This window comes from Bacillus sp. JAS24-2, from assembly GCF_008274905.1.
Lineage (GTDB): Bacteria > Bacillota > Bacilli > Bacillales > Bacillaceae_G > Bacillus_A > Bacillus_A cereus.
Genome location: NZ_CP031070.1, coordinates 130393 through 147527, shown reverse-complemented (window position 1 = coordinate 147527; position 17135 = coordinate 130393). Strand labels below are relative to the sequence as shown.

Sequence of the window (17135 nt, the reverse complement as noted above, 5' to 3'; positions counted from 1 at the left end):
AAACTAGGATAAACTCTGAAAAAAGCAAACGAGTAGCATAACAGATGAGATATTTTAAAGAAAAACAATTCAAACAAGATATTATTTTGGTAGCTATTTTTCTTTAAGTTATCGTGATGTCTCTGAAATTCTGAAAGAACATAGCATCTCGGTTCATCCAATAGCCATTATGCGCTAGGTTCATGAATATGGAAATTTGATCTATCAAATTTGGAAGAAAAGGAACAAAAGAGCACAAATATCTTAGAAAATGGATGAAACCTATATAAAAGCCAAAGGGAAATGGCGCTATTTATATCGTGCAATAGATAAAAAGGGACAAACACTGGGTATTCAACTTCGTAAGAAACGGGATACACAAGCTGCGTATGCTTTTATGAAACGACTCGTTCAAACTTTTGGAGAACCAGCGGTTCTAATAACAGATAAGGCCCCTTCTTTACTTTGTGTACTCAAAAAATTAAAGAGGAACGGCTTTTATAAAAATACTACTCATTCTACAATCAAACATTTCAATAATTACATAGAACAAGATCATCGCCATATGAATCGTCGGTTTGCTAAATCCTCAGGATTTCAAACACTTCGTTATGCTTCACGTACAATAAAAGGAATGGAAACGGTCCATGCCCTATATAAACAAAGACGAAGTCCCTAATCAGACTTCGTCTTTTCGACGTATAACGAATTACAAAAATTATTAACGGCTTCGTAAAATTCAACAACAATTCATTCACCTTTTTATATGTTATGAAACTTTGCAACGGAACCGATAAATATATAGGATCAAACATAGATGACCATAAAAACGATTCTTTTGAGCATATGAGTTAATCTTATTTTTAAACTAAATACTTGAAAAAACCATTTTAAATATAACTATTGAAAGCGTTACATCTGAAACCTATTATATCCACCTAATTTACAGAACACCTATTGCTTGATTACTGTAATTGTAACAACTAATCATAATTGCTACAACAAACTTTCAAAAAATAATCTCAAAAATGTGACTTGTTTCGACAATTAATGAAAAATATTGTATGATATATTAAAAAATACGACTAACTTATCATATGGTTAATATCACCAAATTTAGTGGCTTTTTTATCGGACTATCTATTTCTATTTTTAGGGTTTAGTTCACACCTCCTCTTGTACTTAATCATTATATGCTAACAATTAATGATATCTATTAAAATAAACACGCATTTTCGTAATTATGGCATATGGAACTAATTTTTTTATTCTCCTCTTATTGTAACCGCTCTCTTTTCATCCGATTGTACAGGATTGTTCATTTTATGATCATTTACATACATATCTATCCCCCTTCTAGAGAATTAGTTTTTTTCTGTTATTTTATTAACCTATGAGTCTGTTATGTCATAGATTTTTATTTTTCAGATCAACACTCACCTTATACATAGCTGACGGTTCCGTTGCAAAGTTAAAAAATAGAAACAGATATTGATAAATAGGGAGCTCAATTTAGGCAGTGACTAATAATCTATGTAATTATTTGTACGTTGAAAAACCGCAGTTTGGTCGCAAACTATGGTTTTGTTTATATATAGCATTGAATGGTTTCAATTCCTTTTATCGTACGTGAAGCATGGCGAAGGCTTTGAAATACTGCGAATTTGGAAAACCGTCGCTTGATATGCCTAGGATCCTGTTCGATGAGATTGTTCAAATGCTTGCTTGTACAATGAGTGGTATGCTTATAAAAGCCGTTCCTCTTTAATTTTTTGAGTACACAAAGTAAAGAAGGGGCCTTATCTGTTATTAGAACCGCTGGTTCTCCAAAAGTTTGAACGAGTCGTTTCATAAAAGCATACGCAGCTTGTGTATCCCGTTTCTTGCGAAGTTGAATATCCGATGTATGCCCATCTTTATCTATTGCACGATATAAATAACACCATTTTTCTTTAACTTTTATCTAAGTCTCATCTAGCTTCCAAATTTGATAGATAAGCTTCCCGTATTCATGAACCCAGCGCATAATGGTTGTTGGGTGAACTGAGATCCCATGTTCTTTTAAAATTCCAGAGACATCACGATAACTTAAAGAAAAACGGCATTAGTAAACAATGGCAATTCAAATAATATCTTATTTGGATTGTTTTCCTTTAAAATATCGCATTTGTGTTTCTCCTTACTTTTTTTCTAAAGTGTAGTCTCATTTAGAAAACTTTGCAACAGAACCTTACAACTTATTATCGAAGGTTTGTCTTGAGATAATATATACTTTTTGCGGAAATAGTTGACAAGTCAAAAAATAATCTATATGTTTGACATATAATTAAATAGTCTCTGTTAGGTGAGGCTCCTGTATAGAGAAACGCTGCTGCCCAAAAATGTCGAGAGACGCCAATGGGTCAACAGGGATGGTCGGAGAGAAGGCCATTCTTAATGTAGCTGGTTTCAAACCTATGCTGTACAGTGCTAAAACTCAACGAGGGAGTGGTCTGTGATAAATTAGAAAAGCATCTCTAAGATGATAACAAGAGATTGTATTCTAATGTTTATTTGTGATTTTTCAAAACCTTTACTCCCTATTGAGTAAAGGTTTTTTATGCTTATTGCCAGCGACATCAACTTCTTTGTGCTATTAACTAATTTGTTATTCAACGATGCAACGTGATATTTCTATATTAGCCGCTAAACCTTTGCTCATAATAACTATGTTAATTCTAAAATATAACGTGAAATTAACAGAATATCATATATTTCGAGGGGATAATTAAACGGAATTCAAAAAGAAAAAACTTCTAGAGGTTTATATATATACATGGGTGTTCAAAAATATTAAAATATTTTATCCAAATCATGTTCTTATTTGAAAAACCAAAAATTTTGTTGCGTTTTAATTGTTATCATAACTACTAGGTTAAAAATAATTTCTTAATATAAAAATAGATTAAACTCTATAAGAGGTTAATTGATTAACAATAAAATGATATTTAGGACATAATCGCATCTTTTGTGAAAATTTGCATATTGGTGGTGTTATTTTGTTTTCTGCATTTAAAAGATTTTTAATTGGTAGACCGCTTAAATCAACTTCATTAGGGGAACAGAAGTTAAATAAGTTCAAAGCACTTGCTATTCTTTCTTCTGATGCACTTTCCTCTGTTGCTTATGGAACAGAACAAATCTTGATCGTCCTTGCAACAATTGGAATTATTTCTTTTTGGTATTCAATTCCAATTGCGATTGGGGTACTTCTCTTATTAACAGCGCTAATTCTATCGTATCGACAAATTATTTACTCCTATCCACATGGAGGGGGGGCCTATGTTGTTTCAAAATCTAATTTAGGCGTTAATGCAGGGCTCATTGCTGGTGGCTCATTGCTAATAGACTATATTCTTACGGTGGCAGTAAGTGTCTCTGCAGGAACTGATGCAATTATATCCGCATTTCCTATTTTACATCAGTATGCTGTACCTATCGCTGTTATATTAGTTATTTTTATTACGATATTAAATCTTAGAGGTGTAACAGAATCTGCTTCTGTTTTAGCTTATCCGGTTTATCTTTTTATATTGGCACTCGGTGTTTTAATTATTATAGGTCTCTTTAAAATTATAACAGGTCAAGTGCCTGCCACATTACATCCCCCTATTGGTACAGCAGTACCAGGAATAACAGTATTTATATTGTTAAAGGCATTCTCATCGGGCTGTTCGGCATTAACAGGAGTAGAAGCCATTTCGAATGCCATACCTAATTTTCAAAAACCTGCTGCTAAAAATGCAGCTCAAACATTAGTTATTATGGGAACTATTCTCGCTATTATATTTACAGGGGTTACCTTCTTGGCGTATTGGTATGGAATTGCTCCAAATGATAAAGAAACGGTTATTTCTCAAATTGCTTCTAATATTTTTGGAAGAAACTATTTTTACTACTTTATTCAAGGAATAACGGCTTTAATTTTAGTGTTGGCAGCCAATACGGGCTTTACTGCATTTCCTTTATTAGCTTACAATTTAGCATCAGATAAATATATGCCTCGAATGTATTTAATGCGTGGTGATCGTCTAGGCTATTCAAACGGTATTATTACACTAGGAATTGCTTCTATTCTTTTAATTATTGCATTTAAAGGACAAACTGGGCAATTAATTCCGTTGTACGCAGTTGGTGTATTTCTTCCCTTCACTTTGTCACAAATAGGTATGATTATAAAATGGTTTCGGGACAAACCTAATGGATGGTTAATAAAATTGATTATTAACTTACTAGGTGCAATTATTACTTTAGCTGTACTTCTGATATTTTTTATTACGAAATTTCAACAAGTATGGCCTATTTTTGTCTTTTTACCAATGGTTGTCTTAATATTTCATCGTATTTATAAACATTATAATGCAGTAGGTGCACAGCTGCAGGTTAATTCAAATGAGGTTCCTCAAAAACTTGAGGGAAATATTGTTATCGTACCTATAGCGGGAATTACGAAAGTTGTTGAACAATCTATAAATTACGCTGAGTCCATTGGAATTACCGTCATTGCTGTATATATAGCATTTGATAAAGAAAGTGAAATAAAAATGAAGGAAAAGTGGAAGGAATGGAAACCGAATATTCGTCTTGTTACAATAGTATCTCCGTATCGAAGCTTAATAGGACCCATTATAAAATTGGTTTCTAAAATTCAAGATAAAGCAAATCAGAATCATTATTCAGTTACTGTTCTTATTCCACAATTTATTACGAAAAGGGGTTGGCATTACTTTTTGCATAACCAATCTAGTATTTTGTTAAGAATGTATCTCCTTTATAAAAAAAATGTAATTGTTTCAACAGTTCCATATCGATTTAAAAAATAAGAGCGTCCTTCTCGTGGTGCTGTTATAAATTTTTTCAAAAGATAAACAAATACCTGAATGTATAAGAGGATTTTATGTGACTACAAGTAATTACTGTAATTCATTGTAAAGCATCTTCATACATTCTCCACTTGCTAACGTGACCTTATTAACATTACGAGATACAAAAAAATCCTGCATGTTTCAAACATGCAGGATTTTTTCTATTCTTCGTTCTTCATAAAGTAAGAAACAAAACGAAGAATTTCAAGGTATAACCATACTAATGTCATCATGAGCCCTATTGCACTATACCACTCCATATATTTTGCTGCCCCACTACGTGCACTATTTTCAATTGAATCAAAATCTAGTAATAAATTTAATACAGCAACGACAATCACAACGGCATTAATAATGATGCTGACTGTCCCACCTTGGTGAAGATATGGAACAGTCAGAACAAAGGTGTTTAGTAAGAAAACAATCAAATACATAATAAAAATGCCAAGTGTCGCAGCTGTTACACCGGCACGAAACGTTTCAGTTACTTTTATTATACGAGTTGCATATAATACTAGGGGTATATGTAGCAATGGAACAAAATCACGCAACAAGCATTAGCGGACATTAGGAACCTGTTCCTATAAAGAATCAGGTTCCTTTTTGATTTTGTTGTTTTCTTCATATATTAATGTACGTAATTGTCCACCTTTTACTTCTTCTGGAAGAATAAATGAATAACGACCTACTATATTAATATATTTATGTCCTAATGGTGAAAGTCTAGATATATCATCATTATCAATCATATGACCGCGATTTGGGAGTACTTGTAACGCAGATTCTATATATCTTGTATTCCATACAATAATTGTATTTACTACTAAACCTAATGCTCCTAATTGGTCTTCTTGTCCTTCTCGATAAGGTTGATGAAGTTCTCCACGTTTGCCGTAAAATACAGCTCTCGCTAAGCTATGCCTTGCTTCACCTCTATTTAGTTGATTTAAAATTTTACGACGATAATTTTCGTCATTTAAATATAAGAGTAAATAACACGTTTTGAATATTCTCCTAAATTATCCAATCGCCCGCCCTAACATGGTTGGTTTCCCATTATACTGTAGTGTTTGGATAAGATGTGTTGCATTTATTTTATTTAGTTTCAGGGATCCCGCAACACGAAGCGTGTCTTCCCAATGACGATGTATGAGTTCTTCACGAATGCGACTTTTAGACAAATTATTTAAAATTCCATAATCTGAGTTCACATCAAAACGCCAAAGACGTGATTCACTGATATCAGCTCAACGAGGACTAAATTGATAACCTAATGATCCAAAGAGCCCCAAAATAATACCACTATAACCAGCTGTATCTGTCATAATTTCTTTTGGTTGTAAATTCGTATTTTGTTCTAACACACATTGAAGCAAGTATAATGAATCACGAATTGTGCCTGGAATCACCAGACCGTGGAGTCCTGTAAATTGATCACTCGTATAGTTGTAATACGTAACACCACGACCAGAACCGAAATATTTAGGATTTGGACCAGAGTGTACGGATTTTACTGGTGTGATGAAACGTAATCCATCAGCTGAAGCAATTTCTCCATCACCCCACATATTAGCCAAATGTAATTGGCTATGAAAATCTACAAGTTTCGCATTTGCTTCTGAGAGTGTTTCTGCACGAAAATAATTTTGTGCAATCCATGTCAGACGATCACGTTCTAATGAAGGAACCCCATCTTGAACTAAAGGCCTTAACCCAATATTGCATGCTTGAGATATAAGCAATGCACAGATACTTATAGGAAACTCGTTAATTCTTGATTTAGCCTCACTAATATGTCGGAAACTTTCCATAAATCCTGTCCAACGATTCACTTCTAGTAATAATTGAGTAATATCTATATTTGGCAACATAGTATGTATTTGTTGTTTTAGTTTTTGTAGTGATTCAGGTTCTGGTTGCTTGTCTAAAGGTGTCAGAACAATTCTCTCTTTATCTGCAAATGTGTTTATTTGAACCGCGGGATTATTATCCCAATTCTCAATGACTTGATGATAAGTTTGTTCTAACTCTTCTTTCAAAGGTGTCAATGATTCATAAGAATTTATTGACCAGTCTAATGAGCGAAGAATACTAGGGCGAATACTTTTCCATTCTTTGCCTTGTAATAATTGTGCGCGAAGGTCCCCGTACTTTTCACTTCCTACTATGTATAGATCATGTCGATGCAAAGCTTCTAATACTTGTTCCAATATCCAATACGTATATACTCGATGATTTACAATTCCGGAATCTTTATCAATTACAACCTTAGACCAATTTGCATTCAAACCCACAAGAGGAGCCTTTTTCCATCTTTTCTTATTGGATTTCCCATGCTCTTTTACAAAATTTCATGCTTGCAAGATGGGTAATCCAGCGGGCGTTGCTTGTAATTCAATTTCTTCCATGAGTAAAGGAAGAAATTTTCGGATTGTGCCATAATGTTGTAACAATCCTGAATAGGCTAATGTTTGATTTGGTGAATAGGTGAGTGAATCAACAATTTGGACAGCTTGTATTAAATCCTTTTCTGGGATTTTTTCAAACACTGCCGTTTTTGGATGGACAGAAGGATCCTTATGTTCCAATAATGTTACACAAGCTTCCCGTAATTGACGCGCTGCCTTATCTAAATCCTTAATTGTACGAAGACGTTCCTTTTGTTCCTTTCAATACGTCTTAGCAAATAAATCTGTTAAATATCTATCTAAAACATCTATCACATCATCTTGAGCACTTTGTGTGTAAATTTTAGTAAATGCAACTAACATAGCGATACGTCGTTGATAGGGCATTCTAGCAATTGCTTGTGATCTAACAGCGACTGTGTGACGCGCGAATTGTTGTAATCTTTTTGAAGGAATTCTGGACACATCCCAATTTTCAGCTGCACGATCGCGTACTGTTGATACTAACAATGTTAATACGGATACACCAGGTAATAAAATTTTTTGTTCGATGCATCGTGCTATGGCTAAATCAAATAATACACTTGGCCGTTCATTATATAGCCAAGCGCGTGCATATAACCATCTGATGAATCGCCAATGTGCTGGATAATCTGTAAAGTTTTTATATCCATAAACAGAACGTATCTCTCGCATTTGATCCCACTGACTTCGTTTATTGCGATAATGAGAAAAGCTTTGAGCATCTAAATGAAGTTGATTTGCTATATATGTAATAACCGATTGTGGTACATCTGTAGGATCAGATAAAAATGTCCCTAAGAACCTAACGGTTCCTAATTGAACAGCAAAACCAAGTTGGTTATGCTGTCCACGACGATTCCATATCAGTTCTTTGTCTGTATCATCTAACCAAAAATATTTTGCTAATTGCTCTGATGTTGGAGTTTCACAAAAACAACCATATTTCCTCTCTTGCTCAGGTGTTAAAAAATCGACTGGCATAATCTTTGTCCCCCTGTTACAATTATTAGTTTGTATCAAATGACAAAATGCAATGCTATTTTATTTATTGCAAAGCAAGAGAAAGGGATACAAACGCGAATCTATATCGATTGAGGGTTGGAAGCTTTCGGATTTTATTTGAAATAAATCATGACGAGAAAGTCATATACATACAAGCAATTGGAAATCGTGGTGACATCTATAAGTAAGAATCCAATACGATTCTTTTTCCTTTAAAATAAAAAGACTTTCCGAAAAATCGAAAAGTCTTTTCTTTCTTATGCATAAAAACAACGCTTGTATAAAGGACAATTATATTTTTCTGTTGGAGTTGTTACATTTTGGCTACTAGTTGTTTCCTCTAATCAAACTATCTTACATATAAGGAGTATATACCCTGCTATAGATAAATAAGTTAAAACTAATATCCCAATATATATTCTATTTTTCATATTGTACTTACCTGAAAAGAAAGTATTATTTTCCTACTGTTGTAGATATAGTTCCTTCTAATTTTTCTACATTAGCTTGATTTAATTCATTATTCATTTCTTCTTTTTGTTTCTGAGCTTCTTCATCCGTTAAAATTCTCACATCCATTTCAACATAATTGTTATTCAGTTCTTGTGATTTTTGAACTTCTGTATTCGTTAAATCATCTTTTCCATTGTTTTGATCAGAACCTGCCGCAAACGCTTGTGTTCCTAATAGGCCTCCCCCCACTAAAACTCCTACTGATAAAACGCTAATAATTCCTTTTTTCATATATAGACACCCTTTCTTGAATAGATTTATTCTTGCTACATTAAGAATAAACTATCCACCTGGATTCTATCTGGAGGTTACTTGGATTTTACCTATTATTTTTATATAAACCATTTACTCTTTTATAGATGGATGAATAGGAATTGTAACAGTAAAAGATACCCCCTCCTCAGTATTTTTTATAGCGTATTCCATAGATAGCGTATCGAAAATTTGTTTTACAATATATAATCCTAAACCACTTCCACCTGTGTTTCGATTTCTTGATTTTTCGACGCGATAAAACGGGTCGAATATACTAGAAATATGTTCTTCTAAAATAAAAACACCTGTGTTTAAAACTTGAAATTTTATGGATTTATTAACAATATCGTGTATTAAACAAATATACACTTTTTCAGATGGGGGGGAATATGTGAATGCATTATGAATAATATTTTTTATTGCTTTTTCTAATAATTTATAATCTGTACAAACTGCAATATCTGTGTCTATCTCTTTTATGATTTTAATGTTTTTTTCTATAGCGAAGAATTCAAGTTTTTGGGTTGTTTTATGAATCAATTCGTGAATCTTAATATTTTCCAACTTAGGTTTAAATGTGTGCTGCTCTAATTTTGAAACCTCAAGAATTTCTCGAACTAATTGCTCCATATCTTCCATAATCTCATGGGATTTTTTTAAATATATATCACGATCTTTATATATCCCCATCTTACATATCATACCTTCTAGTTGACCTTTTACCGCGGTAATCGGTGATTTTAGCTCATGTGAAACGACAGAAAAGAATTCTCTCCGTTTTGTTTCTATTTCTCTTTCTTTTTCAATATCATCTTTTAACTGAAGGTTAGCTTGATTTAATTTAAACATTGTTTTTTGTAAATTTGTAGACAGTTCATTTAAACTTTCGGACAATTCACCCAACTCATCCTGAGAATGCACCTGAAGTTTTTTAGTAAAATCTAAACCCGCCATTTTCTTAGCTACTCCATTAATATGTAATAATGGATTGGTAATAAACCGAGAATAAGCATACGCGCCTAAAATTGAAGTAATTAAAACCATCATCCCAATATAGGGAAAGAATAATATTAAAACTTTTGAAACCTCATTTATAGGTTGTAATGTTGCATACACAGTTATCATTAAGCGTTCATTTTTAAATTGTATAGGTTTTGTAACATTGTAAGCCTGAGGAATTGGATTTGATGTTTCTTCATCATTTGGCATAGAGATGATATGTGACTCGATTTTAATGTTTTTTTTCATATCGGAAGAAGAATGGAGTTGGGGATAAACGACCTTCCCTTTTTTATCTTGAATGGTTATACTAGCGTTATTGTTTTTCACATATTGATTCAAAATAGGTATGGCTTCTTGAAATTCTAGTTGTTTAGATTTGGTTAATATTTGTTCCACACCTGTTTCGAGCTCATTTAATTTATATCTTTCATAAAATGTAGGTAAGAAGAAATATAAAGTTAAATAGATAACAAACGAAAAAAGTACTAAAATGAATGATGTTACAAGAGAAAGTTTAAGAGTAATGCGTTTCATGCTTATAAATTTCCATGCTCTATTCATCAATTTTATAGCCAATTCCTTTTACTGTTTTTATGTAGGTAATCCCTAATTTTTTTCGCATATTTTTAATATGCGAATCCATCATTCTGGTTTCATCCCCGTATTCATAACCCCAAACTGTTTCTACAATACTTTCTCTCGTCAAAACTTTGTTTGGTTTCTTCAGTAATAATTGAAGAATTTCAAATTCTTTTGTAGTCAAAGAAATTTCTTTTTGATTTACATATACTTTATACGATTCAAGATCCATTTGTAAGTCTTTAAAAGTTAAATAATTACTGGCATCATTACTATTGCTCCGTCGTAATACGGCTTCTACTCTTTTAATTAAAAGCATAAAAGAAAACGGTTTTGTAATATAATCATCAATTCCTAAGTTGAATCCCTTTATTTGATCTTGCTCTCCTTCTAGTGCGGTTAACATTATAATTGGAACATTGGATTCATTTCGTATTATCTTTGCCACTTCATAACCATTTAGATTGGGCATCATCACATCAAGAACAATTAAATCAAATGTTTGTTTATTAAATTGTTCAATTCCTTCCAATCCATTTGATGCAACTTCTACATTATACTGTTGTGCAAATAGTACCTGTTGAATGACCTCTTGGATATTTTGATCATCCTCTATAACTAGAATACGATAAGACATATTCATATCACCTACCTCTTCTTACATTATAACTTTATAATGTGGAGTACATATGAATTAAAAGTCCATTTTCGTATAGGTATTTTATGTGAAAATGAATATTAAAATTACTCATCTTATTTTATAAATACAAAATATTGATTTAATTAATACATCACCCAACTTAATAAAAAATGATATAAAAAGTAATCCCATATTTTCTGAATTTATAGGATTCCTAATGTCCGCTAATGCTTATTGCGTGATTTGGTTCCGTTGCTACACAGACCCCTAGTTTAACTATATCTAGTATTAATTTTCGCACTCGTTACATTAAGGTTATACGTAAAGGAGATAAAAAATCATCTATTTTGGCTACACAAACAGCCCTAGATGATGTTCAAGAGTATCTAAAAGTACGTGCTGCTCGTTACAAGTGTCCTGATGATGAAGACATTCTATTTGTAACGAATTATAAGGGATCATATGCGCAAATTTCTGTTAATCCAATACAAAAGCTTACAGAGAAATATACTAGAGCATTTGATGAAAAAAAGAGCCCTCACAAGTTGCGTCATACATACGCAACTAATCATTATAATGAAAATAAGGATCTTGTTTTCTTAGCAAACCAAATGGGACATGATTCAATGGAAACAACATCTTTGTATACAAATATTGATGATTCCAAACGCAGTGAAGCTATTGAGCGTTTGGAAAAACGTCAATTGGAGGATAAAACATAAATTCGAAATTCTTGTTTGTTAGTTATCATACTTATCAAGCCTTCTTAATAGATATTGATAGGGTTTGATAAGGTATTCGCTAAAATCGTAAAAAACTAACGGTATTTAGTACTAAAAAACTCATATCCAATGTTCTTTAGTAAACTTGACTATCGTTAGATTAAAAATAAAATTTCAATGTCTTTTTTAATAAACCTATCCATCCTTTTCAAATATTTTAAAAAATAACTTTATTGTTACTTAACATATAGGAAAAATCATCTATTACTTGATTTTCACAAGATTTATTCGCTAAAACTCAATCTAGAATTGTAAAGTCAAGGCTTATGAATGAAAAAAGCTCGGTTTTCCCTACTTAAAATATAGAGTGAACCGAACTTTTTTTAAATGAAGAAAAGTCATATTATGTGAGTACATCATAATTTCTTGGTGTTCCCGCACCTTTCAGTATACAACTTAAAAAGTAGTGATAATTCTTTGCATTACTGTATTTTGTTGTACACTCAAAGGAAGGGGAATTCCTTCCCTTGGCTAGTTCAAAAAGTTTAAAGAATAGGGATCAATCATGTATATGATTGATGTTACCTAATATAACATAAATGTTTTCATACGATGTGATAACAATATGAATATAAAGTGAACTATAAAATTTCTTGTAATCTTGCCTTTTTATCATCTTAATTAATCTAAGATAAGTTTTATGATCTCACCGAAAGCCTATTTTCATTTTTCGTGAGTTACTCAATTATTTAATAAAAGAACACATTATTATTCCCGCATATAGCTTTATACAAGATATTGTAGGGACAGCTATTACATCTGAAGAACAACGACTTATAAAGATTATACAGAACCATCTATCTGAAACTGATAAACAACAATTAAAACAATTACTATATAATTCTTCTGGATTATATGAGATCACTAGAATAAAACATGAACCAAAAGATTTTAGTATAAATGAAATTAAGCGTGAAATTGAATTTTGGAATAATATACGTCCCCTTTTTTAACTGGTCAAAATGATTTTACCTCAACTAAAAAATTCTAATGAAAGCATTAAATATTATGCTTCTTTAGCAGAATATTATTCCGTATATAAATTAAAACGGCTTAATGAATACCTTATCTATATTTATTTACTGACCTTTATTTCCTATCGTTACAAAAAAATGAATGATAATTTAATTAATAGTTTTATTTATAAAATGAGAAAATACACCGATGATATCTTATCCTTTGCTAAAGACCAAGTACATACCTATTATACAGAAAATCAAGGGAATTTTAAGAAAGTAGGAAAGGTTTTACAAGTTATAATAGATGAAAATATTTCAGAGAATACAGCATTTAAAGATATTCATGCGACAATATCCCAAAATTTATATGGTTTTTAGCATCCAAGCCAGTATGAAGAATTCCTTATCAAACTTTTGCGGAAAATTAATACAGAGCTAATTAAGAAGGAATGGAACAATATTAAACGAATTATGCTGTTTCTCGCTTTAAAAACGACTACTCAAAATGTGATTGTTCGAAAGTTAAGTTCTTATGCGCGAAAAAATCAAACAAAACGTGCGTTGTGGGAGTATGATAATATCATCAAAAGTCTATATTTTTTAGAATATATTGATTCGCTCTCATTACGTCAAAACGTTCAAAAGGCGCTAAACCGTGGGGAAAGTTATCATAAATTACGACGGGGCTGTATCTTTTGCAAATTTTGGGAAACTTCGTTTCAAGACTGAACAAGATTAGCAAATCTGGAATGAATGTAGTAGGTTGTTAACCAATTGTATTATTTACTACAATGCGAGTATTTTATCAAATTTATTAACGAATTCTCAGAATAAAGGTATCGAGATGAACATACTAAAGTAAATTTCACCGGTTGCCTGGCAACAAATCAATTTATATGGCCGTTATAAATTTAGCAAATCCCCAACAGTGGTAAATTTAGAGACAATCATTGAGAACATTCACTTGAAGAAGAATAAGATAGAATATAATTTGGTATGTTTTATCTTATTACCCTTTTTCAGGGGATAGGCAAAAACACCCTATATAAAAGAAACCACAGTTTACAGCCAAACTGCGGTTTTTCAACGTACAAAGAATTACATAAATTATTAGTCATTGCCTAAATTATGCTCCTCATTTATCAATATCTGTTTCCATTTGTTTACTTTGTAACGAAACCTACACCTATTAAGCAGCCATTTGTCCGTTGTTATTTCGCTTCCAGTACTTTGTAATATTAGATATCGTCTTAATTCCAAGACCTTCCCGAATTTTATCGCCATCTTCTGGGTTTTCTATTGTTAACAGACCTAACACACCTTCAAATTCTAATAGAGCTCCGATTCCTCCCAGGACTCCGCCAAGGATCTTTGGTCCTTCTAGTATATATGCGCAATCTGGACAAGTAATAAAAGGCCTTATTTCTGCTGGTTCTTTTGCCCTTGAATTCACCCTATTAACATATACAATTAGGTCTTCAGGTTTTGTATTCGAACTATCCAGAAGTGCGCTATTGCTTGCATAAACTTCCGCATGAGAACCAGCCCCTTTTGTCATTTTACTATAAATCTTTCTAACACCTTCCGGCATTTGCTCAGGAACTAGCTCTTTTATTCTAGCATCCATTTTTTCTGGTAAATCGCCTCTTATTTGATTAATTGCAACATGATATTTTTCTGACTTCAAGTTATATGCAACTGCAACTGCAGGACCAAGCGCTTTCATTGCCTTTTCTAATTGTTTTTTACTACAACCTTCAAATTCTTTTTTATAAGTATTCTCATGATTTACAGCAATCTTTACAAGTTTAGTTGCTAAATTATCAAAATTCCCTCTAATGTCATCCCATTTTATATCAGTATTATTCATTTTTAATGAAGAGAGATTTACTTTCATGTTAGAGAGATCTGTTTGCGTTTCAATTTCAGCAACTTTTTGAGGGGATAAGGTAAAGATATTTGGTTTTTCTGGTAGCAATCCCATTTTATCTATTGAATTTATGGGGTTATTCCCGACCATTCGATATAAATTTAATCCATCTACTGTGCCAGCAGGATCCGGGTTCAACCAGCGTCCTAACCATGGCATATAATACCTATATCCGTAATAATACAGACCTGTAGCATCTAATTCCTTCCCTGAATAGCGAGTGGCTTTATAATTTGCCTCTACCTCTGTCCGAGCTGCCCACAAGGCTGTTCCACCATATGGATAAAATTCTTCCTTGGTTATTATTTGACCTTGCATATTCGATTCCATTACAGATGAACCTAAATGATCATTGATGTTGTACCGATACTGATCATTTTCTATACCATTTGGTTGAGTTTCATTCTCCCAATGTAGAATCCTTACTTGTGCTACCCCCGTATCCACAGTAATTACATGTAGGAGTTCTGTGACATTTTCACCAGTTTGACTTGTACGTAATTCTAGACCCGGCAAATAGACAGAAGTATCAGTTTGGGTGGTATTCTTTGTCTTTCGGATATTCCGTTTCACTAATCGCATCCCTAAACCATCGTAGATATAGCTTTCCCTATCGTTATCTTCCTCTTCGCGTACAACCATATTGACACGGCATAATTGATTACGTGTATCCCATTCCATAGGTATCCCTGGAAGTAAATGTTTTTGATTACCTGCTCTATCAAAAGAATTTGCAATATCTGGTATTTTATCCCTTTGACTCCTGATACCCCTGTTTGAAGCATCATCGATAGAAATATCCGTGGTATATTGACTTGCTCCTTTATGGATCAGCTTTATCAAGTTGCCCGCACGATCATAACTATACTTCTCAAAATAATTCACATATTGACTATCATCTAAAGGAATTGGTGTTATTAATGAAGGGAACGATTGCTGCTGACGAAATACATCAGCTTCGCGTCCCGAACTAGAAACCAGTTGATATAAAGCGTCATATGTATATTGGCGCTTTGATTCAATCATTTGATTTCGGAAAAAACGAATTGAATCAGCTTCATTGCTAATGGAAAGGATATTACCTACTGGGTCATATTTATAATAATAATCCTGCAGTACATTCCTCTTTCCAGAGGATAGCTCACGTGAATCTTTTTTTCTCATTAAGCGCTGTGTACTTTCTTCATATAAATATTCTGTCAATATACCATTACCAGCTTCAGTTTTTTGCACTTGCCCAGCAGCATTATATTCTATCCTGTTTGCAATACGTTGTTCTGTTTGCCCTTTTAATGTAAGACTAACAGCTTTTGGTTGGCCAACAACATTGTAAGTAAATGCCTGGAGATTGCCCTTGGCATCTATTTGAGCGGCTTTTTTTCCTTGTACATCATATTGCCAGCTTATATCATAGGTGGCAGCATTAAGAAAATCAATCCAAGTACTTTCACCGTCTGCGCTCCAATTGCTAAGTTGATCAATATTCTTTAACAGTTGACGACTTTGATCTAGTGGCATTCCAGATAAAGCGAAGCTTTTTGTTTGAATCCGACCTGCGGTATCGTAATGACGCACCAACTGACCACATAAATTGTTGGCTTGTGCATCTATTTCGTTCTCACCGTAAATAAAACGCTCCCTATAGGTAGGTATTCCATTACCTACCTGTTTTTCCAACACAGCTGTTGGTCTTCCTATTAAATCGTATTCCATAGTTGTTTGTGTACAATTTGCATCCATAAACCAAGTTAGTCGTCCCTCTATATCAAAGAGTTGTGTCTTCCGTCCAGCATCAACACTTTCCGTACACAGTACATTATCTTTCAATGAAGTACTGTACCTCATATTCGCTAGTGTACTCCTGTTGTTTTGATACTTTGAGAATAGACGAGGATCCATACTACTATCAAAGTTCCCTAACAACGTATAGGTGTTTCGAGTAATATATTCATCTATCGGGTCCTCATCTATAACACGATTATATTCAAGGGTACGAATCTGTAAGCCTCTATTATCTATAACTGAAATCGTGGGTGTACCATTATATATAGACTTTGTATTCATATTTTTACCCTCCCTCGTTTTACCGTACAGAAACGGTAGAATAAATAGTGATAAAAAGCAAGGGACGTAAACGTCCCCTGTAAGGCGGCAAATC

Annotated in this window: 5 protein-coding genes, 7 pseudogenes and 1 riboswitch; of the genes and pseudogenes, 5 read left to right on the top strand and 7 right to left on the bottom strand. The window is 32.9% G+C overall.

The window, feature by feature from the left end; all coding sequences use genetic code 11:
- Positions 1 to 44: 44 nt before the first annotated feature.
- Positions 45 to 658: pseudogene (locus tag DN407_RS30760) on the top strand (IS6 family transposase).
- An 860-nt stretch (positions 659 to 1518) separates the two neighbouring features.
- Here DN407_RS30760 and DN407_RS30755 read toward each other — a convergent pair.
- Positions 1519 to 2110 (bottom strand): annotated as a pseudogene (locus tag DN407_RS30755) (IS6 family transposase).
- Positions 2111 to 2308: 198 nt separating this feature from the next.
- A riboswitch (M-box (ykoK) riboswitch) is annotated at positions 2309 to 2473 on the top strand.
- A gap of 544 nt (positions 2474 to 3017) precedes the next feature.
- On the opposite strand from DN407_RS30755, the gene DN407_RS30750 reads away from it, so the two are divergent.
- Entirely contained in the window at positions 3018 to 4841 is a 1824-nt protein-coding gene (locus DN407_RS30750; protein ID WP_149217161.1) for an APC family permease, read from the top strand.
- A 203-nt stretch (positions 4842 to 5044) separates the two neighbouring features.
- Here the strand turns inward: DN407_RS30750 and DN407_RS30745 are convergent.
- Positions 5045 to 5407: pseudogene (locus DN407_RS30745) on the bottom strand (Bax inhibitor-1/YccA family membrane protein); the annotation flags it as partial.
- Positions 5408 to 5464: 57 nt separating this feature from the next.
- A pseudogene (locus tag DN407_RS32835) lies at positions 5465 to 8296 on the bottom strand (Tn3 family transposase).
- A 101-nt stretch (positions 8297 to 8397) separates the two neighbouring features.
- Between DN407_RS32835 and DN407_RS33060 the strand changes: the two are divergent.
- A pseudogene (locus DN407_RS33060) lies at positions 8398 to 8505 on the top strand (type II toxin-antitoxin system RelE family toxin); the annotation flags it as partial.
- 268 nt (positions 8506 to 8773) lie between these two features.
- Here DN407_RS33060 and DN407_RS30730 read toward each other — a convergent pair.
- The 3 genes from DN407_RS30730 to DN407_RS30720 all read right to left on the bottom strand — a co-directional run bounded on the left by DN407_RS30730 (position 8774) and on the right by DN407_RS30720 (position 11303).
- Positions 8774 to 9061 carry a hypothetical protein gene (locus DN407_RS30730; protein ID WP_149217160.1) on the bottom strand — a complete coding sequence of 96 codons (288 nt, stop codon included), beginning with the start codon at positions 9059 to 9061 and terminating at the stop codon, positions 8774 to 8776.
- Between the two features lie 114 nt (positions 9062 to 9175).
- Positions 9176 to 10648: a sensor histidine kinase gene (locus DN407_RS30725; RefSeq protein WP_149217159.1), complete on the bottom strand. Its 1473-nt coding sequence runs from the start codon at positions 10646 to 10648 to the stop codon at positions 9176 to 9178.
- Entirely contained in the window at positions 10641 to 11303 is a 663-nt protein-coding gene (locus tag DN407_RS30720) for a response regulator transcription factor (RefSeq protein WP_149217158.1), read from the bottom strand. Before DN407_RS30720 ends, DN407_RS30725 begins: the two co-directional genes overlap by 8 nt.
- A 269-nt stretch (positions 11304 to 11572) precedes the next feature.
- On the opposite strand from DN407_RS30720, the pseudogene DN407_RS30715 reads away from it, so the two are divergent.
- A pseudogene (locus DN407_RS30715) lies at positions 11573 to 12028 on the top strand (tyrosine-type recombinase/integrase); the annotation flags it as partial.
- Positions 12029 to 13377: 1349 nt separating this feature from the next.
- A pseudogene (locus DN407_RS33055) lies at positions 13378 to 14077 on the top strand (Tn3 family transposase); the annotation flags it as partial.
- 159 nt (positions 14078 to 14236) lie between these two features.
- On the opposite strand, the gene DN407_RS30705 reads toward DN407_RS33055, so the two are convergent.
- Positions 14237 to 17041, bottom strand: a complete 2805-nt coding sequence (locus DN407_RS30705; RefSeq protein WP_149217157.1) for an RHS repeat-associated core domain-containing protein — start codon at positions 17039 to 17041, stop codon at positions 14237 to 14239.
- Positions 17042 to 17135: the final 94 nt, after the last annotated feature.

What these genes read in the sequence shown, in the direction of transcription:
- DN407_RS30725 (WP_149217159.1), bottom strand. Translation starts at nt 10,648, where the DNA reads ATGAATAGAGCATGGAAATTTATAAGCATGAAACGCATTACTCTTAAA.
- DN407_RS30705 (WP_149217157.1), bottom strand. Translation starts at nt 17,041, where the DNA reads ATGAATACAAAGTCTATATATAATGGTACACCCACGATTTCAGTTATA.
- DN407_RS30730 (WP_149217160.1), bottom strand. Translation starts at nt 9,061, where the DNA reads ATGAAAAAAGGAATTATTAGCGTTTTATCAGTAGGAGTTTTAGTGGGG.
- DN407_RS30720 (WP_149217158.1), bottom strand. Translation starts at nt 11,303, where the DNA reads ATGTCTTATCGTATTCTAGTTATAGAGGATGATCAAAATATCCAAGAG.